We start from the raw sequence: 24,602 nt of genomic DNA, 5'->3' as shown, positions 1-24,602 counted from the left end.
CGCGGCCGCTCAGGGCTTCACGGACACGTAGTAGCGCCGGGCGCCCTCGTGCAGCTGCAGCGGATCGGTGAACACCGCCGTCCGCAGGTCCACCTTCTGCGCGGCATGCACCTGACGCCCGATCCAGTCCCGGCTGTCGATCACCGTCCGGGTGATGCCCTGGGTCAGCGCCGCGTCCTCCCGGTCCGTCGTGACCAGCAGGTTCGCCACCGCGATCGTCTTCACCGCCTGCCCGTCCTGGGCCCGCGGATAGGCGTCGGCGGGCATCACCGCCGCCCGGTAGTAGCGGGTGCGCTCGCCCTGCCGGTGCAGCCCCTCGGTGAGGTCCCCGAGCTGGACCAGCCGTACGGGGAACCGCTCCGAGAGCCGCTGGACCGCCGTCGTCGGCAGCCCGCCCGACCAGAAGAAGGCGTCCAGCTTCCCCTGCTCCAGCAGCTTCGGCATCCGGTCGATGCCCACCCGCACCGGCTCGATGTCCCGGTCGAAGTCCAGTCCGGCCGCCTCCAGCAGCCGCCGGGTGATCAGCTGCACGCCCGAGCCGTCGGCCCCGACGCCCACCCGTAGCCGCCGCAGATCCTTGGTCGAGCGCACCGCCGACCGCTTGGGCACCACCAGCTGCATGTAGTCGTCGTACAGCCGCGCACAGGCCCGCAGCCGGTCCGCGCCCGGCTCGCCCCGGAACTGGTACGTGGCCACCGCGTCGGCGGTGGCGATGCTGAACTCCGCGCGCCCGGAAACCAGTTGGCGCAGATTGTCGATCGACCCCTCGCTGCCGGTCAGCCGCAGCCGTACGTCCGGCATGTCGTGCGCCAGGTCCTGCCGCAGCAGCTCCCCGTAGCGCGCGTACACCCCCGTCGGCACGCCCGTCGCCATCGTCACCCGCCCACCCGGCGCGGGCGCGCTCCCCATGGACAGCAGCCACCACAGCGCCAGCCCGAGCACGACCAGCGCCGCGACGCCGGTCCGGAAGACCCGGTGACCCGGGCGGGGGAGTGCGGTGACCATGGGCGGGATCCTGCCAGGTGCGGGGGCTCAACGGGAGGGGGGCCCGGGCGCTCCCGTGTGCGCCGGCGGTACGAGCTGCTCGACCACGCTCCGCCCGGCCCGCGATCCTTTCCGGGGGCCGTCGACAGCGGCACGCTCGGCAGGACCAGGCCGTACGGGAAGCGGCCGCGGCGCTACGGGACCGGTCGGACCCGTTGGTGCGCCACTTCGGCGTGGAAGTGCTGCGGCTGATCGACCTCTTAGACGAGAAGGGGGAGGCCCCTGCGTCCTGAGCTCCCGGCCCGCGGGAGAAGGCTTGTCCGGCGGGCCCTTACCCTTGAGGAATGACCAGCAGCACCGACCGCAGCCACGTCGTGGGCGTGCCGAAGACCTATGAGATCCGCACCTACGGGTGCCAGATGAACGTCCACGACTCCGAGCGGCTGTCCGGCCTGCTGGAGGAGGCCGGGTACGTCCGCGCGCCCAAGGGGAGCGAGGAGGCCGACGTCGTCGTCTTCAACACCTGCGCGGTCCGCGAGAACGCCGACAACCGCCTCTACGGCAACCTCGGGCAGCTCGCCCCCAAGAAGGCGGCGCACCCCGGCATGCAGATCGCCGTGGGCGGCTGCCTCGCGCAGAAGGACCGCGACACCATCGTCAAGAAGGCCCCCTGGGTCGACGTGGTCTTCGGGACGCACAACATCGGCAAGCTGCCGGTCCTGCTGGAGCGCGCCCGCATCCAGGAAGAGGCGCAGGTCGAGATCGCGGAGTCGCTGGAGGCGTTCCCCTCCACGCTGCCGACCCGGCGCGAGAGCGCGTACGCGGCCTGGGTGTCGATCTCCGTCGGCTGCAACAACACCTGCACCTTCTGTATCGTCCCGGCGCTGCGCGGCAAGGAGAAGGACCGCCGGCCCGGCGACATCCTCGCCGAGGTCGAGGCGCTGGTCGCCGAGGGCGTCAGCGAGATCACCCTGCTCGGCCAGAACGTCAACGCCTACGGCTCCGACATCGGCGACCGCGAGGCGTTCAGCAAGCTCCTGCGGGCCTGCGGGAAGATCGACGGCCTGGAGCGGGTGCGCTTCACCTCCCCGCACCCGCGCGACTTCACCGACGACGTGATCGCCGCCATGGCCGAGACGCCGAACGTGATGCCGCAGCTGCACATGCCGCTGCAGTCCGGCTCCGACCGCGTCCTGAAGGCCATGCGCCGCTCGTACCGCCAGGAGCGGTTCCTCGGCATCATCGAGAAGGTGCGCGCCGCCATGCCGGACGCCGCGATCTCGACGGACATCATCGTCGGCTTCCCGGGCGAGACCGAGGAGGACTTCGAGCAGACCCTGCACACGGTCCGCGAGTCCCGCTTCGCCCAGGCCTTCACGTTCCAGTACTCCAAGCGCCCCGGCACCCCGGCGGCCGAGATGGACGGCCAGATCCCCAAGGCGGTCGTCCAGGAGCGCTACGAGCGGCTGGTCGCCCTCCAGGAGGAGATCTCCTGGGAGGAGAACAAGAAGCAGGTCGGCCGCACCCTCGACGTCATGGTCGCCGAGGGCGAGGGCCGCAAGGACGACGCGACCCACCGGCTGTCCGGCCGGGCGCCGGACAACCGCCTGGTGCACTTCACCCGGCCCGATGAGCCGGTCCGGCCCGGCGACGTGGTGACCGTCGAGGTGACGTACGCCGCTCCGCACCACCTCCTCGCGGAGGGCCCGGCCAAGGCGGTCCGCCGTACCCGCGCCGGCGACGCCTGGGAGAAGCGCCACGCGGCCCCGGCGGAGAAGCCCAAGGGCGTCCTGCTGGGCCTGCCCACGATCGGTGCCCCGGCGCCGAGCCCGGCACCCACCGCCGGCTGCGGCTGCGACTGACCGCACGGGCGACTGACCGCGAGGACGGCGGGCAGGGGACGTTACGCTGCGTGTCATGCTCGTAGCCGCCGCCATGTGCCCCTGCCCGCCGTTGCTCGTCCCGGAGGTCGCCGCCGGCGCCGCGCCCGAGCTGGACCCGCTGCGCGCCGCCTGCCTCGACGCGATCGGCCTGCTCGCCGCGGCCCGCCCGGACCGGCTGGTCGTCGTCGGCCCCGCCGACGAGGCCACCCGCGGCCCGCACCCCGAGGGTGCCGCCGGCTCGTTCCGCGGCTTCGGGGTGGACCTCGACGTGACGCTGGGCGCCGCCGAGGCCACCGCCGAACGGCCGCTTCCGCCGTCCCTCGCCGTCGGCGCCTGGCTGCTGTCGCGTGCCGACTGGGCCGACGCCCCCATGGAGGGCCTGGGCCTGGACCCGGCGCTGCCCGCCGAGCGGGCCCTGGCGGCCGGCCGGGAGATCGCCACCCGCGCGCCCCGGGTCGCCCTGCTGGTGATGGGCGACGGCAGCGCCTGCCGGACGGTCAAGGCGCCCGGCTACCTCGACGACCGGGCCGAGCCCTTCGACGCCGCCGTGGCCCGCGCGCTGGGCGCCGCCGACATCGCCGCGCTGAGCGCACTGGACGCCCGGCTCGCCGCCGCCCTCCAGGCGTCCGGACGGGCCGGCTGGCAGCTCCTGGCGGGTGCCGCCGAGGGCGCGGCCCTGGCCGGCCGGCTGCTGCGCGAGGAGGCCCCGTACGGGGTGGGGTACTTCGTCGCCACCTGGTCGTAGCCGCCGCTGCGCCGGGACAGTCGGTCACCGGTGGCCCCGTGGCGTGCCGGCCCGCCCTCCGGAGGGGCCGGTCCGGTGACACCCGCTCCGTAGGGGCCCGTCGGGAGCACAGCGAGAGCGACCGCACCGTGGTGGACACGACACGACACGAAACCGTGGTGGACACGACACGATACGAAGGACAAGACACGAACGACACGACGGCCGCGGGGTGGTGACCCACCCGCGGCCGTCGTGCGCTGCCCGTCTTCGCGACGCGCGTGAAATACGCGCGTGAACTACCCGTGCATCACTTCCGCGCGCCCTCGCCGGCCTCGCTGTCCGCCGCGGCGCCGGCCGACTGCTGCCGGGGAATTCCGGCGCTCTCCGCGGTCTGCTCCGCGGCGCCGTGCGGCTCCCCTTCGGCGGCCTGCTCGGCGGCCGGTCCGGAAGCCGTCTCCGCGGGCCGTTCGGCGGCCGCCTCGGTGGTCTCCGCACGCTGTCCGTCATGCGTCTCGTCACCGGACACCTCCGGGGCCGCCGCTTCCGCCGCGTCGTCCGTCACGTCGTCGTCCGTCACGTCGTCGACCGCCACGTCGTCGACCGCCACGTCGTCGGCGTCCGCCGCGTCCGCCGCGGAACCGTCGCCGGCCGTGGCCTCCTCGGCGCCCGCGGACTCCTCGCTCTCCCCGGCCTCCCCGGCCCCCCGGGCTTCCTCGGCGCCCTCGGCCTCCGCCGAAGCGGCCGACTTCGCCGGCTCCTCCGCCTCGGCCGTCACCGACGTTGCGGCGCTCTCCTCCGTCAACGTTTCGGACTTACGGCGGCGAAACCGCGAAAACACGCCCATAACTGCTCCTACGCTCTTCATGTGGGCGAAGTCCCCTGCCGCCCGGAGCGGACCGTTTGCACCGCCCACGGGCGCCGGTGCTGCACCGGCTCTCTCGGGACCTCGCAACAGGCAACGACCTCATCGGTGGCCCGTCACGTCGCTCGTTCGAGATGGGCTCGCGATGTTTGGGAGACTGACGTGGTGAACACCGCCGTCCCCGCTCCGCGGGTCATCGCCGTCGTCGGCCCCACCGCGGCCGGAAAGTCCGATCTGGGCGTTGCCCTTGCCCGACACCTGGGTGGCGAGGTCATCAACGCCGACTCCATGCAGCTCTACCGCGGCATGGACATCGGGACCGCCAAGCTCACCACCGAAGAGCAGCAGGGGGTACCGCACCGCCTCCTGGACGTCTGGGACGTCACCCGCGTCGCCAGCGTCGCCGAGTACCAGCGGCTGGCCCGCGCCGAGATCGACCGGCTGCTCGCGGAGGGCCGCACCCCGGTCCTCGTCGGCGGCTCCGGCCTGTACGTACGCGGCGCCATCGACGCCCTGGAGTTCCCCGGCACCGACCCGGAGGTGCGCGCCCGTCTGGAGGCCGAACTGGCCGAAGAGGGCAGCGGCGCCCTGCACGCCCGGCTGGCCACCGCCGACCCGGAGGCCGCCCGCGCCATCCTGCCCGGTAACGGCCGCCGCATCGTGCGTGCCCTGGAGGTCATCGAGATCACCGGCCGCCCCTTCACCGCCAACCTCCCCGGTCACGAGGCGGTCTACGACACCCTGCAGATCGGGGTCGACGTCGCGCGCCCCGAACTCGACGAGCGGATCGCCCGACGGGTCGACCGCATGTGGGAGGCGGGCCTCGTCGACGAGGTGCGCCGCCTGGAGGCCGAGGGGCTGCGGGACGGCCTCACCGCCTCCCGCGCCCTGGGCTATCAGCAGGTGCTCGCGCAGCTGGCGGGGGAGTGCACGGAACAGCAGGCGCGCGACGAGACGGTGCGCGCCACCAAGCGCTTCGCGCGCCGTCAGGACTCGTGGTTCCGCCGGGACCCGCGCGTCCACTGGCTCAGCGGTGCGGCCGAGGACCGGGCGGAACTTCCTGAGCAGGCGCTGGCCCTGCTCGAACGACCGGTCACAGCCTGATCACGTCATGGCATCGGGACGCTCCGGCCGTCATCAGGGCCCCTGAGGGCGTGTCATCATCGACCTTCGATCGAGGCGTGCATGCGGCAGTGGGGAGGGCGCGTGGCAATGGAGGCCGGCCCTCGCAACCGAGCCCAGCAGCCGGACAACGGCGCTGACACGGACACGGACACAGCACCGCTGACCGCCGACGGCCCGGACACCGTCCGGAACGACCCGCTCGGGAGCGACCCGCTTGGGAGCGACCCGCTTGGGAGCGACCCGCTTGGGAGCGACCCGCTTGGGAGCGACCCGCTTGGGCACGACCCGTCCCGGGAGGACGCGGCTCACGGCGGCCGTTCCTCCGACGGCCCAGCTCACGGCGGCCTGTCCCACGACGGCCCCGCCGACGGCGGCCCGTCCGACACTGACGCCCTCGGCAGCGGCCCCCTCGGCAGCAGCCCCCTCACCTCGTCCGACGCGCTCACCTCGTCCGATCTCCTGGGGACCTCCGACCCCCTTGGCCACTCCGATGACCTGGATGCCACCGGGGCGCTGGACGGCTCCGACGGGGCCGGTGTCGGTGAAGGCGGCGAATCCTTCCGGGAGCTGCGTCCGCCGCGTCGGCTGCGGCTGTGGCAGCTGGCACCGATCGTCGGGCTGGCGGCCGTCGGCTCGCTGATGTTCGCCTTCCCGCTCGCCTTCGAGTTCGGCGGTGACGGCGGCGCGGTGATCGCGATGCTCGGCCTGCTGCTGTGCTGCTGCGCGGCCGGCTGGGGCATGATGGCCGCTCGCCGCGTCGGCCACACCTGGCCCGGCCTGCCCGCCCGCGATTCCGGCCGCCGCGCCAGCTGGCGGGTGGTCCTCCTGTACGCCCTGGTGGTGGCCGTCCCCGCAGCCCTCGCCATCTGGCGCGTGGCCCGACTGCGCTGACGGCACCCGGCCCGAGTTGCGCTGACGTGCTTCCCTCCTGGCTGCGCTGAGCGCGTCCTGCCCGAGTTGTGCCGACGCGTTCCTCTTCTGGCTGCGCCGACGCGCGCTTTCCCGGCTGTGTGGAACGACGAGCTCCTCTTTTTCCCCGCCGCCCACCCCCCTTCGGGGGGTGGGCGGGTCAGGAGAGCACCCCCCGAGCCAGGTGGGCGGGTTCCGGAACAGCACCCCGAGCCAGGACCGCACCCAGCGTCGCCAGCGCACCCAGCGCACCCAGCGCCGCCAGCGCACCCCCGCCGCGTAGGGGCCCACGATCGGCAGCCCCGCGCACCCGTACCCCTCCACCCCGCAGCCCACTCCACCCCAACGCACCCACCCCCACCCCCACCCCACGATCACCCCGCCCCGACCCACCCCCGTCACCCCCGCCCCGTACGATGCAAGGGTGACCAGTACGCAGCGGGTGCCGTTCCTCAAGGGGCACGGCACCGAGAACGACTTCGTGATCGTCCCCGACCCGGACGGTCTGCTCGACCTGCCCGCGGCCGCGGTCGCCCGGATCTGTGACCGGCGGGCCGGCCTCGGTGGTGACGGCGTGCTGCGCGTCGTACGGTCCGCCGCGCACCCGGAGGCGCGCGATCAGGCCGACGAGGCCGAGTGGTTCATGGACTACCGCAACGGCGACGGCTCGATCGCCGAGATGTGCGGCAACGGCGTCCGGGTCTTCGCGCGCTACCTGCTCCACGCCGGCCTGGTCGAGGCCGGCGACCTCGCCATCGCCACCCGCGCCGGGGTGCGGCGCGTCCATCTCGCCAAGACCGGCGACGTCACGGTCTCCATGGGCCGCGCCGAGCTGCCCGAGGAAGGCGTCGTGGTCACGGTCGGCGGCCGCAGCTGGCCGGCCCGCAACGTCAACATGGGCAATCCGCACGCGGTCGCGTTCGTCGAGGACCTGGCCCACGCCGGGGACCTGCTGGCCGTACCGCCGTTCAGCCCCGCGGCGGTTTATCCCGATGGCGTCAACATCGAGTTCGTGGTCGACCGCGGGCCCCGGCACGTCGCGATGCGGGTCCACGAGCGCGGTTCCGGTGAGACCCGGTCCTGCGGTACCGGCGCCTGCGCGGTGGCCGTCGCGACCGCCCGGAGGGACGGTCTGGACCCGGCGACGACCGGAACTCCCGTCACGTACACGGTCGATGTGCTCGGCGGCAGCCTGAGGATCACCGAGCTGACCGACGGCACGGTCGAGATGACCGGGCCGGCCGAGATCGTCGCCGAGGGCACCTTCGACCCCTCCTGGCTGGCCGCCGCGCTCGCCTGACCGGCCCCGGGCGGGGAGGCCGGGCAGAGACCCTCCCCGGCCGCCCTGCAAAAACGATTCCGGCCAAAAGATTCGCTCGAACGGGTGATCCGTATCACTCTGAGCGAGAGGCGGACAGCACTGCGTGATGGGCTCGATAGCATCAAGCACCGGCCCGGGGCGCCGGAACTGACGCGTCCCACCGCCGGTCGACGCTGCCGGAGGTGCCCATGAGCGCAGAGGCCACGAACCCTGGTAACCCTGGAGCAGCGGACCGCGGGCGCGGCCGCCGCCGACTGGAGCTCAGAGGGCTGCGCCGCATCGGCCGCGCCGCACTGCTCGGCCCGGCCCCCCGTGACGGCCTCCCGCACGCCCTGGAACACGTCGCCAAGGTGCACCGCCGCCACCACCCCGACGCCGACCTGGACACCCTCGCCCGGGCCTATCTGCTCGCCGAGTCCTCACACCGCGGTCAGGTGCGCAAGAGCGGCGAGCCGTACATCACCCACCCATTGGCCGTGACCCTGATCCTCGCCGAACTGGGCGCGGAGACAACGACGTTGACCGCATCGCTGCTCCACGACACCGTCGAGGACACCGACCTGACGCTGGATCAGGTGCGGGAACGGTTCGGCGCCGAGGTCTGCTACCTCGTCGACGGCGTCACCAAGCTGGAGAAGGTCGACTACGGCGCCGCCGCCGAGCCGGAGACCTTCCGCAAGATGCTGGTGGCGACCGGCAACGACGTGCGGGTGATGTCCATCAAGCTCGCCGACCGGCTGCACAACATGCGCACCCTCGGCGTGATGCGGCCCGAGAAGCAGGCCCGGATCGCCAAGGTGACCCGCGACGTGCTGATCCCGCTGGCCGAACGCCTCGGCGTCCAGGCGCTCAAGGCCGAGCTGGAGGACCTGGTCTTCGCGATCCTGCACCCCGAGGAGTACGCCACCACACAGGCCCTCGTCCTGGAGTACGCCGGCCGGCCCGACCCGCTCGCCGAGATCGCGGAGCGGGTGCGCACGGTCCTGGCCGAGGCCGGCATCGACGCCGAAGTCCTGGTCCGGCCCCGGCACTTGGTCTCCGTGCACCGCGTACGGCTGGCCCGCCGCGAGCTGACCGGCGCCGACCTGGGACGGCTGCTGGTGCTGGTCGCCGAGGACGCCGACTGCTACGCCGTCCTCGGTGAGCTGCACACCTGCTTCACGCCGGTGGTCTCGGAGTTCAAGGACTTCATCGCGACACCGAAGTTCAACCTCTACCAGTCGCTGCACACCGCCGTCACCGGCCCCTCCGGGGAGATCGCCGAGACACTGATCCGCACCCACCAGATGCACCGGGTCGCCGAGGCCGGCGTGATCGCGCTGGGCAACCCGTACGCCCCCACCGACGGGCCCGACGCCCCCGAGGGTGAGCGCGCCGACCCGACCCGCCCCGGGTGGCTCTCCCGCCTGCTGGAGTGGCAGCGCACCACCCCCGACCCGGACACCTTCTGGACCTCGCTGCGCGACGATCTCGCCCAGGACCGGGAGATCACGGTCTTCTGCGCGGACGCCCCCTCGGACGGGTCGGACGCCACCGACGGGGCGGCCGGCGAGGCCATCGGCCTGCCCGCCGGCGCGAGTTGTGTGGATGCGGCGTACGAGCGGCACGGCGAGCGGGCGCACTGTTGTATCGGCGCGCGCGTCAACGGCCGGCTCGCCACCCTCGCCACCGTCCTGCACGACGGCGACAGCCTGCAGCTCCTCATGGCCCCGGACTCCGCCGCCGGCCCCTCGCCCGAATGGCTCGACCACGCCCGTACGCCCGCCGCCCGGCTCGCCATCGGCCGCTGGCTCTCCGGACCCCAGGAGCCCGCCGTGGGCCCGCAGGGCTCCGCCGAGACCGCTTCCGGGCCCTCGCCCGCCGGCCGGCCCGCCCCGGACACCGGACGCCCCGCGGTGGCCCGCGCCACGCCCGGCTCGGTCCTCGCGGTCGCGGACCTGCCCGGCGCCGCGGTCCGGCTGGCCGGCTGCTGCACACCGGTGCCGCCGGACACCGTCACCGGCTTCGCCGTACGGGGCGGCGCGGTCACCGTGCACCGCGCCCTGTGCCCCGTCGTGGCCCGTATGGCGGCCACCGGACGGCAGCCGGTCGGGGTGCGCTGGCGCGGTGCGGGACAGGGCGTCCACGGCTGCCGGGTCACCCTCATGGCCGAGGCCTTCAGCCGGCCGCACCTCCTCGCCGACCTCACCGAGGCGATCGCCGCCCAGGGCGCCGCCGTGGTGTCCGCCGCCGTCGAACCCCCGCACGAACAGCGCGTGCGCCATACGTACACGCTGCACCTGCCGAACGCGGCCGGGCTGCCGTCCCTGATGCGCGCCATGCGGCAAGTGCCCGGCGTCTTCGACGTGTTGCGGGCCGGGCGGGTCCGGCAGGCCGCCGCGCTGCGCCCCTGAGGCCGGGACCGGCCACGGGGCGGTGACGGCCCGTCGGACGGCTGCGGGCCGTCCGGAGGACACGGCTCCGGGACAGGTGCACGGGGCGCCGCCCGTTCGGGTGCCGTTTGACGGCTCGCCCGCGGCGGAGGCGGCCGCGTTGGTAGCCGTAGTTCATGTCCCTTCCCTCACGCCGACCGTCCCGCGACCCCGACCGCACCGTCCCCGCGCCGCGCCGTGCCCGCTCCGGCCGGCTCCGGAGCTCCGCCCGACGGGCAGTCGCGCTCGGGCTGGCCGCCGTCGCCACCCTCGGCGTGGCCGAGCCGCAGCCCATGGGGGCGCAGGGCCTGGGCGACCGGCTCTTCCCCATGCTCGGCAACACCGGCTACGACGTCACGTCCTACGACGTCTCCCTGGACTACACCGGCCACAACGACCGGCCGATGAACGCCACCACGGAGATCACCGCGCACGCCACCACCGAGCTCGACCGGCTCAACCTCGACTTCGCCCGCGGCACGGTGCGCTCCGTGAAGGTCGACGGCCTGCCCGCGCGCTACGAGCAGCACGGCGAGGACCTGGTGGTCGTCCCGTCGTCCCACGTCTCCCGGGGACAGCAGGTCAAGATCACCGTCCAGCACACCAGCGACCCCCGCGGCAAGACCAACGGCGGCTGGCTGCGGACCACCGACGGGCTGGCGATGGCCAACCAGGCGGACGCCGCCCACCGCGTCTTCCCCTGCAACGACCACCCCTCCGACAAGGCGTTCTTCACCTTCCGCATCACCGCCCCGCAGGAGCTGACCGCGGTCGCCAACGGCCTGCCCCTGGGGGCGGGCGGCACCCGCGCGGCCCGTCGTACCTGGACCTATCGCACCGCCCACCCCATGGCCACCGAACTCGCGCAGGTCTCCATCGGGAAGTCCAGCGTGCTGTTCAAACACGGACCGCACGACCTGCCGATCCGCGACGTGGTCCCGACCGCGCACCGCGCGGTCCTCGCCAAATGGCTGGCCAAGACGCCGCAGCAGGTCGCCTGGATGGAGCGCAAGGTCGGCCCCTACCCCTTCGAGGCGTACGGGGTGCTGATCGCCAACGCCCACACCGGCTTCGAGCTGGAGACCCAGACCCTCTCGCTCTTCGAGAAGGACCTGTTCACGGCCGAGCACCTGCCCGCCTGGTACGTGGAGTCCGTGATGGTGCACGAACTGTCACACCAGTGGTTCGGCGACAGCGTCAGCCCGCGCCGCTGGTCCGACGTCTGGCTCAACGAGGCCCACGCCACCTGGTACGAGGCGCTCTACGCCGAGGAGAAGGGCGACGCACGGGCCGACCTGGGGATCCGGATGCACCGGGCGTACGAGCAGTCCGACGGGTGGCGGGCCGAGGGCGGGCCGCCCGCCGCGCCCAAGGCCCCCAGCCCCGGCCAGAAGATCAGCATCTTCCGCCCGATCGTCTACGACGGCGGCGCCCTGGTGCTCTACGCCCTGCGGCAGAAGATCGGCCCGGCGGCCTTCGACCGGCTGGAACGCGAGTGGGTGGCCCACCACAAGGACGGCGTGGCCGACACCGCCGATTTCACCGCGCTGGCCTCCAAGATCTCCGGGCAGGACCTCACCGGCTTCTTCCAGCAGTGGCTCTACGGCACCCACACCCCGCCGATGCCCGGCCACCCGGAGTGGCGGCCCGGCGATCTCGGCACGCCGGCGAAGCCGGGGCAGCCCGCGAAGGGCGGCCAGCCCGGCAAAACCGGACAGCCGGTAAAGCTCGCCGGAAAACCCACCCCGCCCGGAAAACCCACGTGACGGCCCTTCCCGGCCGTGCGACCATCATCGGGTCGGCGCCGGCAGCCCGGGAATCTCCGCGGCGTGTCGTACGTTGACACCTACGACAGTCCCCGGTGGGGCCACCCGGGTCCCCGTGAGGGCTTCCCAACGACGCAAAGGATCAAATGACCTCCTCTTCTTCCCTTCCGCAGGACCGGCAGCGCCTCCCGGAGAGCCTTCGGGCCGACGCCCTGATGGAAGAGGACGTCGCCTGGAGCCACGAGATCGACGGGGAGCGCGACGGCGACCAGTACGACCGCTCGGACCGTGCGGCACTGCGCCGTGTGGCGGGCCTCTCCACCGAGCTCGAGGACATCACCGAGGTCGAGTACCGCCAGCTCCGTCTGGAGCGCGTGGTGCTCGTCGGTGTCTGGACCTCCGGGACGGTGCAGGACACGGAGAACTCCCTCGCCGAGCTCGCCGCGCTGGCCGAGACCGCCGGCGCGCTGGTGCTCGACGGCGTCATCCAGCGCCGCGACAAGCCCGACCCGGCCACGTACATCGGCTCGGGCAAGGCCTTGGAGCTGCGCGACATCGTGCTCGAATCCGGGGCCGACACCGTGGTGTGTGACGGTGAGCTCTCCCCGGGCCAGCTGATCCATCTCGAGGACATCGTCAAGGTCAAGGTGGTCGACCGGACCGCCCTGATCCTCGACATCTTCGCCCAGCACGCCAAGTCCCGGGAGGGCAAGGCGCAGGTCTCGCTGGCGCAGATGCAGTACATGCTCCCCAGGCTGCGCGGCTGGGGCCAGTCGCTGTCCCGGCAGATGGGTGGCGGTGGCTCCGGTTCGGCGGGCGGCGGTATGGCCACCCGTGGTCCCGGTGAGACCAAGATCGAGACGGACCGGCGGCGGATCCGCGAGCGGATGGCGAAGCTGCGCCGGGAGATCGCGGAGATGAAGACCAGCCGGGACCTCAAGCGCCAGGAACGCCGGCGCCACAAGGTCCCCTCGGTCGCCATCGCCGGCTACACCAACGCCGGCAAGTCCTCGCTGCTCAACCGCCTCACCGGCGCCGGTGTGCTGGTGGAGAACTCCCTGTTCGCCACCCTGGACCCGACCGTCCGGCGGGCCGAGACGCCCAGCGGACGGCTCTACACCCTCGCCGACACCGTCGGCTTCGTCCGGCACCTGCCGCACCACCTCGTCGAGGCGTTCCGCTCCACGATGGAGGAGGTCGGCGACTCCGACCTGATCCTGCACGTGGTCGACGGCTCCCACCCGGTGCCGGAGGAGCAGCTGGCCGCCGTCCGCGAGGTGTTCCGGGACGTCGGCGCCACCGACGTGCCCGAGATCGTGGTCGTCAACAAGGCCGACGCGGCCGACCCGCTGGTCCTCCAGCGGCTGCTGCGCCGGGAGAAGCACGCGATCGCGGTCTCCGCCCGTACGGGCCAGGGCCTCGCGGAGCTGCTGACCCTGCTCGACGAGGAGCTGCCCCGGCCGCAGGTCGAGATCGAGGTGCTGGTGCCCTACACCCAGGGCGCCCTGGTCTCGCGGGCGCACGCCGAGGGCGAGGTCCTCTCCGAGGAGCACACCGCCGAGGGCACGGTCCTCAAGGCGCGGGTGCACGAGGAACTCGCCGCCGAGTTCCGCCCGTTCGTGCCGGCGGCGTAATCGCCGCACCTACGGCGCGCAGGTACGCGTAAGGCCCGCTCCGGGAGACCGGAGCGGGCCTTCGCCGTAGTGGCGGCCCGGTGGGGCGGTGCCGGGCACCGCCCCACCTCAGCGCATTACTGCTTGCTCGCCCACTTCTTGCTCATGTTGTCGAACATGGCCTTGGCCTCGGGGCCCAGGTGCGGGCCGGCCGACCAGCGGGCCGGGCGCGGACCCATCGACATGTTGGACACCAGCACCGGCTTGCCGTCCGCACCCTTGATGAACCAGGGGCCACCGGAGGAGCCACCGGTCATCGTGCAGCCGATCCGGTACATGGTCGGCTTGTTGGCGTCCATCGACAGCCGGGTCGGCTTGTCGGTGCAGCTCTGCTGCGCGGCGCCGTCGAACGGCGGCTCGGCCGGGTAGCCCTGCGCGGTCAGGCTGGGGATCTTCGCCATCGCCGGGGCGTTGAAGTCCACCTGGTAGGCGCCGCCGGCCATCTCCTCCAGCGACTTGCCGCCGGTGCTCTCCTCCGGCTTCACATGCATCAGCGCGAAGTCGTACGGGGCCATCGGCACACCCGGAACGGCGCCGCCGTCCTTGATCCACTCGCTGGACGTCGCCATGTCGTCGGCCCACCACTTGCCCGACGGGACGCGCTCCTCGAAGGGCTTGCTCTTCAACTGGCCGGCGGTGCCACCGGTCTTGTTGAAGTTCGGCACGAACATCATGTTGCGGTACCAGCCGCCGTTCTTGCCGGCGTGCACACAGTGCGCCGCGGTCCACACCAGGTTGGACTTACCCGGGTGCGCCGGGTCCTTGACGACCGTGGCGGAACAGCGCGACTCGCCATGGGGGGTGCTGAACAGCAGCAGACCCACACCGGGAGCGGTGGTGGTGTACGGGGTCTTGACGGCCTGAGCGGGGACGGCGGCCGGCTCAGGATCCGTCTTGCCCTGGTCCTCGGAGATGTCCTCGGGCTTGCTGGGGTCCTTCGGAGGCTTGACCTTCTCGATCTTGTCCGGGTTCCAGAAGTTCTTGATGATCGGGTTGATGAACTCCCCGGCCTCCCGGAGCCACTTGTCCTTGTCCCAGTTCTTCCACTCGCCGTTCTTCCACTTGTCCAGGTCGATGCCGTGTTCCTTGAGCTTGTCCTGGATGTCCTGAGGAATCTTGATCTCACCCGGGGCATGCGCCACGGACTGGCTGGGCTTGGCGTCAGCGTTGTCGCTGTCCGGCCCGCAGCCGGTGGCGGTGAGCGCCACTACGGCGGTGAGGGCGGCGGCGGCCAGGACGGGCCGTCGTATGGGTCGCATGGGTGTGATCCCCCTGATGAATCGAAAGGTGTGCCTTGAGCGGAGTCGCGCCCGGTTCCGGAAGTTGTCATGAACCTCAAGATCCGAGCGCAAGTCCCCACTATGCCGGTGACGATGGGGACGGCGGTACTCGGGTCCCCGGTTCCAGCCTGTCAAGGATCTTGGTCCGGGCCGTGATCCGGCGTCGCCGCCGTCGTTGGTACGTACGGGGGACGGCCGGGCTGCCCGCCGGCCCGCTCGGTATGCAGCAGCTCACCAAGCAGGAGGTCACAACTGCCGTGGCGTTGACCGAAACCGTGCCGGCGGCCGCGCCGCCGGCCCACGAGGGGATCCTGCGCCGGCAGTCCCTGCGTGAGTCCGCAGCCCGTACGTACGCGCGCTCGCTGCCCATCGTCCCGGTGCGCGCCCGCGGCCTGACCATCGAGGGCGCCGACGGCCGGCGTTACCTCGACTGCCTCTCCGGCGCCGGCACCCTTGCCCTCGGCCACAACCACCCGGTCGTGCTGGAAGCGATCCGCACGGTCCTCGACTCCGGCGCTCCGCTGCACGTCCTCGACCTGGCCACCCCCGTCAAGGACGACTTCACCACCGAGCTGTTCGCCACGCTGCCCAGGGAATTGGCCGAAAGGGGCCGGATCCAGTTCTGCGGCCCGGCCGGTACGGACGCCGTCGAGGCGGCCTTCAAACTCGTCCGCACCGCCACCGGCCGGGACGGCCTGATGGCCTTCTCCGGCGCCTACCACGGCATGACCGCCGAGGCGCTCGCCGCCTCCGGGGGCGCCCAGCACACCAGCGTGGCCCGGCTGCCCTACCCCTACGACTACCGCTGTCCGTTCGGCACCGGCGGTGAGCGCGGCGCCGAACTCGCTGCCCGCTGGACCCAGAACCTCCTCGACGACCACAAGAGCGGGGTGCCCCGGCCGGCCGGGATGATCCTGGAACCCGTCCAGGGTGAGGGCGGGGTGATCCCCGCGCCGGACGGCTGGCTGCGGCGGATGCGCGAGCTCACCGCCGCCCGGCAGATCCCGCTGATCGTGGACGAGGTCCAGACCGGCGTCGGCCGCACCGGCACCTTCTGGGCGATCGAACACAGCGGGATCGTCCCCGACGTGCTGGTGCTGTCGAAGGCGATCGGCGGCAGCCTGCCGCTGGCCGTGATCGTCTACCGCGAGGAACTCGACGCCTGGCAGCCCGGCGCGCACGCCGGCACCTTCCGCGGCAACCAGCTCGCCATGGCCGCGGGCCGCGCCACCCTCGCGTACGTCCGCGCCAACGGCCTCGCCGCACGCGCCGGGGAACTCGGCGCACGGATGCTCGGCCAGCTCCGCGCCTGGGCCGGCTCCCACGACTGCATCGGTGACGTCCGCGGCCGCGGTCTGATGCTCGGCCTCGAACTCGTCGACCCCGGCGCCGCCCCGGACCCCGGCGGCGCCCGCCCCGCCGCCCCGCAGCTCGCCGCCGCCGTCCAGCAGGCCTGCCTGGACCGCGGTCTGATCGTCGAACTGGGCGGCCGGCACTCCGCCGTCGTCCGGCTGCTGCCACCCCTGACCATCACCGACGAACAGGCGGACGCGATCCTCGACCGCCTCGCCGACGCCATCACGGCGGCGGTCCGCACCGACCCCGGGCCGACGGGCTCGTCCCCCACGACACTGCGAGGCACCACCCCATGAACGAACGCCCCGGCCCCGACGGCACCCCGCCCGCCGAGCGCCTCCCCGACCGGCACCACGGCGCCGGCACCATCGAGTCCGTCCCCCGCCAGCAGCGCCGCGCCCCGGAGGACGCCTGCCACCAGCCGACCCACGAGGGACCCGACACGGCGGCCGGCCCGCTCACCGCGCCCGCTCCCTACGACCGCGTCCCCGGCGAACAGGACCCGCTCGACCACCCGGCCCCGGCGGTCGCCGCGGACGCCGCGGGCGTCGAGCACCTGCTGCGCTGCTGGCTGCGGGAGAACGGCAGCCCGCGGCCGGCCGGCGGCCGGCTCCGCCTCCCGCTGCCCGCCAGCGCCACCGCACTGCACATCCCCGTCCGCTACTGGTCGCCCACCGGCTGGCACCGCCTGGGCGCGCCCGTCCTCGAAGGCGCCCCGGCCGGCGCCGCCCCGCTGGACGCCGTCACGCTCGCCGCGCTGCTGCGCCGCGAGGCCGCGCACGGCGGCGACCGGCGGGCCTCGGACGGCGGCGAGCACCGTGTCGCCGACGGCGGCGAGCGGACCGCCCCGGAGAGCGCGCCGACACCGGACGGCGACGGTGCCGAACTCCTCGGCAGGGTCGCCAACTCCGTCCGGAACGTGGCCACCTTCCTCGCCGACCGGCGCGCCCGGCCCGCCGACGCCCACGACGCGCTCTTCCTCGAAGCCGAACAGTCCCTGCTCCTCGGCCATCCGCTGCACCCCACGCCCAAGAGCCGGGAAGGGCTCAGCGACGCCGAGACCCGGGCCTATTCGCCCGAACTGCGCGGCGCCTTCCCGCTGCACTGGATCGCCGTGCACCGCTCCGCCGTCGCCACCGACTCCGCCTGGACCGAACGCGGCAAGCCCGTCCCGGCCGAACGGCTCACCGCCCGCCTAGCCGGCGAGGGCCTGCAACTCCCCGATGACACCGTGCCGTTGCCGCTGCACCCCTGGCAGGCCCGGGAGCTCGCCGGGCGCCCCGACCTCACCGCCCTCCGCGACGCCGGACTGCTGCACGACCTGGGCCCGCACGGCCCGCTCTGGCACCCCACCTCCTCCGTCCGCACCGTCCACCACCCCGATGCGGAGGCCATGCTCAAGCTCTCCCTCGGGCTGCGCATCACCAACTCCCGCCGGGAGAACCTCCGCAAGGAACTCGTCCGCGGGGTCGAGGTGCACCGGCTGCTGCGCACCGGACTCGGCGAGGAGTGGCAGACCGCCCACCCGTGCTTCGACATCGTCCGCGATCCGGCCTACCTCGCCGTCGACGGCCCCGACGGCGAACCCGTCCAGGGCCTGGACGTCGTCATCCGCCACAACCCCTTCACCCGCACCGACGACGCCGTCTGCATCGCCGGCCTCACCTCGCCCCGCCCCTGGCCCGGCCACGCGGGCGTCCGCTCCCGCCTCGAAGACCTCGTCGGCACCCTCGCCGCCCGCACCGGACGCCCGCACGGCGCGGTGGCCGCGGAGTGGTTCCTGCGCTATCTCGAAGCGGTCGTCCGGCCCCTGCTGTGGCTCGACGGCACGGCCGGCGTCGTCCTGGAGGCCCACCAGCAGAACACCCTCGTGCTGCTGGACCCCGACGGCTGGCCGACCGGTGGCCGCTACCGCGACAACCAGGGCTACTACTTCCGCACCTCCCGCCGCGCCGACCTCGAACGGCGGCTGCCCGGCATCGGCGCCGTGAGCGACACCTTCGTCGCCGACGACGTCATCGACGAACGCTTCGCCTACTACCTCGGCATCAACAACGTCCTCGGCCTCATCGGGGCCTTCGGCGCCCAGCGCCTGGTCCGCGAGGAGATCCTGCTCGCCGCCTTCCGGAGGTTCCTCGCCGACGCCGCCGCGGCTCCGGAAGAGCACCGCTCCCCGCTCCCCGAGCAACTGCTGGCCGCCCGCACCCTGCGCTGCAAGGCCAATCTCGCCACCCGGCTGCACGGCCTGGACGAACTCGTCGGTCCCGTCGAAACCCAGTCCGTCTACGTCACCCTGCCCAACCCCCTCGTCCCCTAGGACGCCGATCCGTCCGACCGCAGCCCCCCGCCCACCGTCCCCGGCGCCGACGCCCCGCGACCCACAAGGCCACGCGGCATCCGGCCACGAGAGGAGAGCGTCGCCGTGCCATCCACCGATTCCGGCATCGACTCCCGCGCCGACCAGGCCGTCCCCCACCCGCTCACGGCAGACAACGGCGCCCGGGGCACCGGCGGCCCCGGCCGACCGCCGTCCCCCACCGGCCCGCTCCTCGACGACCTGGCGGACTGGGGCCCGGCCCGCACACCCGCCGGGCCGTTCCGGCTCGTCCCCGTCCGGCCCGACCGCGACCTGGAACGGATCACCGCCTGGATGAACGACCCGGCCGTCTCGGCCTTCTGGGAGCTGGCCGGCCCTCCCGAGACCACCGCCGCCCACCTGCGCGGCCAACTCGACGGGGACGGCCGGAGCGTGCCCTGCCTGGGCGTGCTCGACGGCGTCCCGATGAGCTACTGGGAGATCTACCGCGCCGACCTCGACCCGCTCGCCCGCCACTACCCGGCGCGTCCCCACGACACCGGGATCCACCTCCTCCTCGGTCGCGCCCACGACCGCGGCCGCGGCCTGGGCAGCGCCCTGCTGCGCGCCACCGCCGACCTCGTGCTCGACCGCCGCCCGGACTGCGCGCGGGTCCTCGCCGAGCCCGACCTGCGCAACACCGCGTCCGTCGCGGCCTTCCTGACCGCCGGCTTCCGCTACGCCGACGAGATCGAACTCCCGGAGAAACGCGCGGCGTTGATGGTCCGCGACCGCGCCCACCGCCATCTGCTCTGACCCCGGGGCCGTCCGTCGACGGCCCCGCACCGGTCCGCCGTCCACCCCGCCGCTCCGGTTGTCCCCCGTACGAGCCGGGGCGGTCCCGCTTCGAGGAGTCCCGCCTTGCCTCCTGAACCCCAGCCTTCGCAGCACGCCTGGCAGCACGCCGCCCGTCGGCTCTTCGCCAAGATCCTGGCGGAATTCGCCTACGAGGAAGTCCTCGCCCCCGAGCCCGACGGCACCGGCCCGGACGGCGTCCCCCGCTACCGCCTGCCGGTCTCCGACGCGCTGACCTACCGCTTCCGCGCCCGCCGCGGCGCCTACGGCCACTGGCGCGTCGACCCCGACTCGATCACCCCCGACGCCGACCCCTTCCACTTCCTCACGCACGCCCACGACACCGTCCTGGGCCTGTCCGGCGACACCACCGGCCACCTCATCCGGGAACTGACCGCCACCCTGGCCGCCGACACCCGCCTCGACGCCACCGCCCTCAGCGCCGCCGACCTCGCCGACCTGGACTACGCCGCCCTCGAAGGCCACCAGACCGGCCACCCCTGGCTCGTCGCCAACAAAGGCCGGCTCGGCTTCTCGGCCACCGACGCGGCGACCTGGGCCCCCGAAGCGCGCACCGCCCGGCGCCTGCCCTGGCTCGCCGCGCACCACGGCATCGCCCACTACCGCGGTATCCCCACGCTGGCCACCCCCGATCGTCTCTACGGCGAGGAACTCACCCCCGCCACCCGTCACGCCTTCGCCCGCGCCATCACCGACGAGGGGCGCGACCCCGCCGACTACCTCTTCCTCCCCGTGCACCCCTGGCAATGGGACGAGACCATCGCCCCGCTCTTCGCCCCGCAACTCGCGGACAGATCCATCATCGCGCTGCCCACTGACAACGACCTCCGACTGCCGCAGCAGTCGATCCGCACCTTCCTCAACATCAGCCGGCCCGAGGCCCGTACGGTCAAACTGCCGCTGTCCATCCTCAACACCCTGGTCTGGCGCGGACTGCCCACCGAGCGCACCCTCGCCGCGCCCGCGGTCACCCGCTGGGTCCACGGCCTGCGCGACGCCGACCCCTACCTCCGCGACGAGACCCGGGTGATCCTCCTCGGCGAGATCGCCTCGGTCACCGTCGAGCACCCCCTCTACGACCGGCTGCCGGGCGTCCCGTACCAGTTCAAGGAGCTGCTCGGGTGCATCTGGCGGGAGCCGCTGCACAGCTGCCTCGACCCCGGCGAACGGGGCCGCACCCTGGCCGCCCTGCTGCAGACCGACCCCGAGGGCCGCGCGCTGACCGCCGAGCTGGTGCACCGCTCCGGCCTGGCCCCCCGTGACTGGCTGGCCCGCCTCTTCGCCGCGCTGCTCCCCCCGCTGCTGCACTTCCTGTACCAGTACGGCACCGTCTTCTCCCCGCACGGCGAGAACGCCATCGTGGTCTTCGACGAGGACGACGTCCCGACCCGCCTCGCGGTCAAGGACTTCGTCGACGACGTCAACACCAGCGCCCAGCCGCTGCCGGAGCACGACTCCATGCCGGAGGACGTACGCACGGTCCTGCTCACCGAACCGCCCGCGTTCCTCACCCAGTTCATCCACTCCGGCCTGTTCGTCGGCGTCTTCCGCTACCTCGCCCCGTTGTGCGCGGACCAACTCGGCGTCCCCGAGCAGGAGTTCTGGTCACTCGTACGGGCGGAGATCCTCCGCCACCACGAGCGCTTCCCCGGCCTGAAGGAGCGGTACGAGACGTTCGACCTGCTCACCCCGCGGATCGAGCGGCTGTGTTTGAACCGCAACCGTCTGCATGTGGACGGCTACCGGGACCGCCAGGAGCGCCCGCACGCCGCCGTGCACGGCACCGTCCGCAACCCCCTCCACCATCCGTGACCCGGCACGGTGTCAGTGGTCCCGCGTAGGCTTGCAGCGCTATGACGAAGCCCTCCCTCCCCGATCTGCTCCACGCCGCCGTCACCGCCGTCGGCGGCACCGAGCGCCCCGGCCAGGTGGCGATGGCCGAGGCCGTCGCCGAGGCCGTGGACGACAGCTCCCACCTGCTGGTCCAGGCCGGCACCGGCACCGGAAAGTCCCTCGGCTATCTGGTGCCGGCGCTCGCGCACGGCGAGCGGGTGGTCGTCGCCACGGCCACCCTCGCACTCCAGCGCCAGCTGGTGGAGCGCGATCTTCCGCGGACGGTCGACGCACTGCACCCGCAGCTGCGCCGCCGCCCCGAGTTCGCCATGCTCAAGGGCCGCTCGAACTACCTGTGCCTGCACCGCCTCCACGAGGGCGCCCCGCAGGAAGAGGAGGACGGCCTCTTCGACGTCTTCGAGCAGGCCACGCCCACCAGCAAGCTCGGCAAGGACCTGCTGCGGCTGCGGGACTGGGCGGACGAGACCGAGACCGGCGACCGCGACGCCCTGACCCCCGGAGTCTCGGACCGCGCCTGGGCCCAGGTCTCGGTCTCCTCCCGGGAGTGCCTGGGCGCCTCGAAGTGCGCGTACGGCGCGGAGTGCTTCGCCGAGGCCGCCCGGGAGCGCGCCAAACTGGCCGACGTGGTCGTCACCAACCACGCGCTGCTGGCCATCGACGCGATCGAGGGCGCCCCGGTCCTTCCGCAGCACGAGGTCCTGATCATCGACGAGGCCCATGAGCTGGTCTCCCGGGTCACCGGCGTCGCCACCGGCGAGCTCACCCCCGGCCAGGTCAACCGCGCCGTGCGCCGGGCGGCCAAGCTCGTCAACGAAAAGGCCGCCGACCAGCTCCAGACCGCCGCCGAGACCTTCGAGCGCCTGATGGAACTGGCCCTCCCGGGCCGCCTGGAGGAGATCCCCGAGGACCTGGGCTACTGCCTCATGGCGCTGCGCGACGCGGCCCGGGAGGTCATCTCGGCGCTCGGCTCGACCCGCGACAAATCGGTGCAGGACGAGGACGCCGTCCGCAAGCAGGCGCTCGCCTCGGTGGAGAACGTCCATGCCGTCGCCGAGCGGATCGCCAACGGCTCCGAGTACGACGTGGTCTGGTACGAACGCCACGACCGCTTCGGCGCGTCCCTGCGGGTCGCGCCGCTGTCCGTCTCGGGGCTGCTGCGCGAGAAGCTCTTCGAGGACCGTTCCGTGGTCCTCACCTCCGCCACGCTCAAACTGGGCGGTGACTTCAACGGCGTCGCGGCTTCCCTGGGGCTCTCCCCGGAGGGCGCCCAGCGCGAGGACGCACCCCCGTGGAAGGGCCTCGACGTCGGCTCGCCCTTCGACTACGCGAAGCAGGGCATCCTCTACGTCGCCAAGCACCTCGCCCAGCCGGGCCGGGAGGGCAGCCGCGGCGACATGCTCGACGAGCTCGCCGAGCTGATCGAGGCCGCCGGCGGTCGCACCCTGGGCCTGTTCTCGTCCATGCGGGCCGCCCAGGCCGCCGCGGAGGAGCTGCGCGGCCGGCTGGACGTACCGATCCTGCTCCAGGGCGAGGAGACCCTCGGCGAGCTGATCCGGGCCTTCGCCGCCGACGCCCGAACCTGCCTGTTCGGCACGCTCTCCCTCTGGCAGGGCGTCGACGTACCGGGGCCGAACTGCCAGCTGGTGGTGATGGACCGGGTGCCGTTCCCGCGCCCGGACGATCCGTTGATGAGCGCTCGGCAGAAGGCGGTCGAGGAGGCCGGCGGCAATGGCTTCATGGCCGTGGCGGCCACTCATGCCGCCCTGCTGATGGCCCAGGGCGCCGGCCGGCTGGTCCGTGCCACGGGCGACCGCGGAGTGGTGGCCGTATTGGACCCGCGGGTCGAGCGGGCCCGCTACGGCTCGTTCCTGCGCGCCTCGATGCCCGACTTCTGGTACACCACCGACCGCAACCAGGTCCGCCGCTCCCTGGCGGCCATCGACGCGGCCGCCAAGGCGGCGGAGGAGAAGCCCGCGCAGTAGCGGGCGCATGCGCCAGGGGGCGCGGAGCCCTGCTGTGGATACCGGCGCTTCCGGGCCGATACGCACAGCAGGGCTCCGGGACCGGCGCAGAGGTCCCGGAGCCCGGTCGTGAGGGGTGGGTCAGACCCGCCGCAGTACGGCCACCACCTTGCCGAGGATGGTCGCCTCGTCACCGGGGATGGGCTGGTACGCGGAGTTGTGCGGCAGCAGCCACACATGGCCGTCCTCGCGCTTGAAGCGCTTGACGGTGGCCTCGCCGTCCAGCATCGCGGCGACGATGTCACCGTTCTCGGCGACCGGCTGACGGCGGACCGTGACCCAGTCGCCGTCGCAGATCGCGGCTTCGATCATGGAGTCACCGACGACCTTCAGGACGAACAGCTCACCGTCGCCGACGAGCTGGCGGGGGAGCGGGAAGACGTCCTCGACCGACTCCTCGGCGAGGATCGGGCCACCGGCGGCGATCCGGCCGACCAGCGGGACGTAGGAGGCGGCCGGCTTGCCGGCGGTCTCCGTCGCGGCGCTGGTGGCGCTCTGGTCGGAGCCGCGGACCTCGTACGCCCGCGGGCGGTGCGGGTCGCGTCGCAGGAAGCCCTTGCGCTCCAGGGCCATGAGCTGATGGGCGACGGAGGAGGTGCTGGACAGCCCGACGGCCTGGCCGATCTCCCGCATGGACGGTGGATAGCCGCGCCGCTGCACCGAATCCCGGATCACCTCGATCACCCTGCGCTGGCGGTCGGTGAGCCCCGAACTGTCCGCGCGGATTCCTGGTGGCCGACCGGGAAGCGATCGGGCTGGCTTCTGCTCTTCGGAGTCCAACGTGGCGTCTTCCATCGGCGGCCGCGATGCCTTTTGCGGATGTTCGAACCGGCTCTGGGAGTGGCTTTGTGCGGTGATGGTCGCGCTGTCTGCGGTGGTGGTCACGTCGGCCCCTCTCGAAATGTTCTCCCTAGTTAGCCAACGGTAGTTGCTTTCGAAAGGTTGCGCCAAACACACGTTCGAGTGAAATATTCGCTGATTGGCTGACCCGATCAAGTGGCTGGGTGTATGGCCGAGTGACGAATTTCCGCGCGCAACGGAGTGGCCGTGCGATCGGCCCGATTGTGTCATCCCCGCCCCGCCGCACTCCCGCGCGGGTCGCGTCCCGTACCCTCGTGGGCGGCCGTCCGGCCCGCCCCCCTCGCGACACGCGGTAGGCGGATGTAAGCGGGCCGACACCACATCTAGTGGTTAGATGCGTTCGGCCGCCCACAAGTTGTGGTCCCTGGTCCTTCGGGGCGCGGGGATCGCCTATGCT

At 73.0% G+C, this 24,602-nt stretch carries 17 protein-coding genes; 13 read left to right on the top strand and 4 right to left on the bottom strand.

Going from position 1 to position 24,602, the window contains the following annotated elements; all coding sequences use genetic code 11:
- Window positions 1-9: 9 nt before the first annotated feature.
- Window positions 10-1,005 (bottom strand): TAXI family TRAP transporter solute-binding subunit, encoded by a 996-nt coding sequence (locus tag ACFV1J_RS11315; RefSeq protein WP_385857059.1) that lies wholly within the window; start codon window positions 1,003-1,005, stop codon window positions 10-12.
- Between the two features lie 323 nt (window positions 1,006-1,328).
- On the opposite strand from ACFV1J_RS11315, the gene miaB reads away from it, so the two are divergent.
- Both miaB and ACFV1J_RS11305 read left to right on the top strand, forming a co-directional pair.
- Entirely contained in the window at window positions 1,329-2,846 is a 1,518-nt protein-coding gene (miaB, locus tag ACFV1J_RS11310; protein ID WP_385857058.1) for a tRNA (N6-isopentenyl adenosine(37)-C2)-methylthiotransferase MiaB, read from the top strand.
- A gap of 55 nt (window positions 2,847-2,901) precedes the next feature.
- Window positions 2,902-3,612: a class III extradiol dioxygenase subunit B-like domain-containing protein gene (locus ACFV1J_RS11305; protein ID WP_385857057.1), complete on the top strand. Its 711-nt coding sequence runs from the start codon at window positions 2,902-2,904 to the stop codon at window positions 3,610-3,612.
- A gap of 289 nt (window positions 3,613-3,901) precedes the next feature.
- On the opposite strand, the gene ACFV1J_RS11300 is transcribed toward ACFV1J_RS11305, so the two are convergent.
- Complete coding sequence (locus ACFV1J_RS11300) at window positions 3,902-4,432, bottom strand: hypothetical protein (protein WP_385857056.1); 531 nt, start codon at window positions 4,430-4,432, stop codon at window positions 3,902-3,904.
- Window positions 4,433-4,621: 189 nt separating this feature from the next.
- Here ACFV1J_RS11300 and miaA point away from each other — a divergent pair, with 189 nt between their 5' ends.
- The 6 genes from miaA to hflX all read left to right on the top strand — a co-directional run bounded on the left by miaA (window position 4,622) and on the right by hflX (window position 13,622).
- Window positions 4,622-5,560 carry a tRNA (adenosine(37)-N6)-dimethylallyltransferase MiaA gene (gene miaA / locus ACFV1J_RS11295; RefSeq protein ID WP_385857055.1) on the top strand — a complete coding sequence of 313 codons (939 nt, stop codon included), beginning with the start codon at window positions 4,622-4,624 and terminating at the stop codon, window positions 5,558-5,560.
- A 516-nt stretch (window positions 5,561-6,076) separates the two neighbouring features.
- Entirely contained in the window at window positions 6,077-6,472 is a 396-nt protein-coding gene (locus ACFV1J_RS11290; RefSeq protein ID WP_385857099.1) for a hypothetical protein, read from the top strand.
- A gap of 442 nt (window positions 6,473-6,914) precedes the next feature.
- Complete coding sequence (dapF, locus tag ACFV1J_RS11285) at window positions 6,915-7,790, top strand: diaminopimelate epimerase (protein WP_385857054.1); 876 nt, start codon at window positions 6,915-6,917, stop codon at window positions 7,788-7,790.
- Window positions 7,791-7,999: 209 nt separating this feature from the next.
- A complete protein-coding gene (locus tag ACFV1J_RS11280; RefSeq protein WP_385857053.1) occupies window positions 8,000-10,204 on the top strand; it encodes a RelA/SpoT family protein in 2,205 nt (734 codons plus the stop codon).
- A 155-nt stretch (window positions 10,205-10,359) separates the two neighbouring features.
- A complete protein-coding gene (locus ACFV1J_RS11275; RefSeq protein ID WP_385857052.1) occupies window positions 10,360-11,988 on the top strand; it encodes a M1 family metallopeptidase in 1,629 nt (542 codons plus the stop codon).
- Window positions 11,989-12,134: 146 nt separating this feature from the next.
- Window positions 12,135-13,622: a GTPase HflX gene (gene hflX / locus ACFV1J_RS11270; protein WP_385857051.1), complete on the top strand. Its 1,488-nt coding sequence runs from the start codon at window positions 12,135-12,137 to the stop codon at window positions 13,620-13,622.
- Window positions 13,623-13,738: 116 nt separating this feature from the next.
- On the opposite strand, the gene ACFV1J_RS11265 is transcribed toward hflX, so the two are convergent.
- Window positions 13,739-14,920, bottom strand: a complete 1,182-nt coding sequence (locus tag ACFV1J_RS11265) for a trypsin-like serine peptidase (RefSeq protein ID WP_385857050.1) — start codon at window positions 14,918-14,920, stop codon at window positions 13,739-13,741.
- Window positions 14,921-15,198: 278 nt separating this feature from the next.
- Between ACFV1J_RS11265 and ACFV1J_RS11260 the strand changes: the two genes are divergently transcribed.
- The 5 genes from ACFV1J_RS11260 (at window position 15,199) to ACFV1J_RS11240 (ending at window position 23,305) form a co-directional block, all read left to right on the top strand.
- The gene (locus ACFV1J_RS11260; protein ID WP_385857098.1) at window positions 15,199-16,593 is read left to right on the top strand and encodes a diaminobutyrate--2-oxoglutarate transaminase family protein; all 1,395 of its coding nucleotides are present in this window, start codon (window positions 15,199-15,201) and stop codon (window positions 16,591-16,593) included.
- Window positions 16,590-18,614 carry an IucA/IucC family protein gene (locus tag ACFV1J_RS11255; protein ID WP_385857049.1) on the top strand — a complete coding sequence of 675 codons (2,025 nt, stop codon included), beginning with the start codon at window positions 16,590-16,592 and terminating at the stop codon, window positions 18,612-18,614. The genes ACFV1J_RS11260 and ACFV1J_RS11255 overlap by 4 nt, the downstream gene beginning before the upstream one ends.
- Before the next feature lie 105 nt (window positions 18,615-18,719).
- Window positions 18,720-19,409, top strand: a complete 690-nt coding sequence (locus tag ACFV1J_RS11250; RefSeq protein ID WP_385857048.1) for a GNAT family N-acetyltransferase — start codon at window positions 18,720-18,722, stop codon at window positions 19,407-19,409.
- Between the two features lie 105 nt (window positions 19,410-19,514).
- Window positions 19,515-21,281 carry an IucA/IucC family protein gene (locus ACFV1J_RS11245; protein ID WP_385857047.1) on the top strand — a complete coding sequence of 589 codons (1,767 nt, stop codon included), beginning with the start codon at window positions 19,515-19,517 and terminating at the stop codon, window positions 21,279-21,281.
- A 41-nt stretch (window positions 21,282-21,322) separates the two neighbouring features.
- Window positions 21,323-23,305 (top strand): ATP-dependent DNA helicase, encoded by a 1,983-nt coding sequence (locus ACFV1J_RS11240; RefSeq protein ID WP_385857046.1) that lies wholly within the window; start codon window positions 21,323-21,325, stop codon window positions 23,303-23,305.
- A 120-nt stretch (window positions 23,306-23,425) separates the two neighbouring features.
- On the opposite strand, the gene lexA is transcribed toward ACFV1J_RS11240, so the two are convergent.
- On the bottom strand, window positions 23,426-24,229 hold the full coding sequence (lexA, locus tag ACFV1J_RS11235) for a transcriptional repressor LexA (RefSeq protein WP_385857045.1): 804 nt from the start codon (window positions 24,227-24,229) through the stop codon (window positions 23,426-23,428).
- Between the last annotated feature and the right edge of the window lie 373 nt (window positions 24,230-24,602).

Source organism: Streptomyces sp. NPDC059649, assembly GCF_042734445.1.
In the GTDB taxonomy this organism is placed as follows: domain Bacteria; phylum Actinomycetota; class Actinomycetes; order Streptomycetales; family Streptomycetaceae; genus Streptomyces.
Note: the sequence above shows the minus strand (reverse complement) of the source record. Positions and strands in the feature narration are given on the sequence as shown.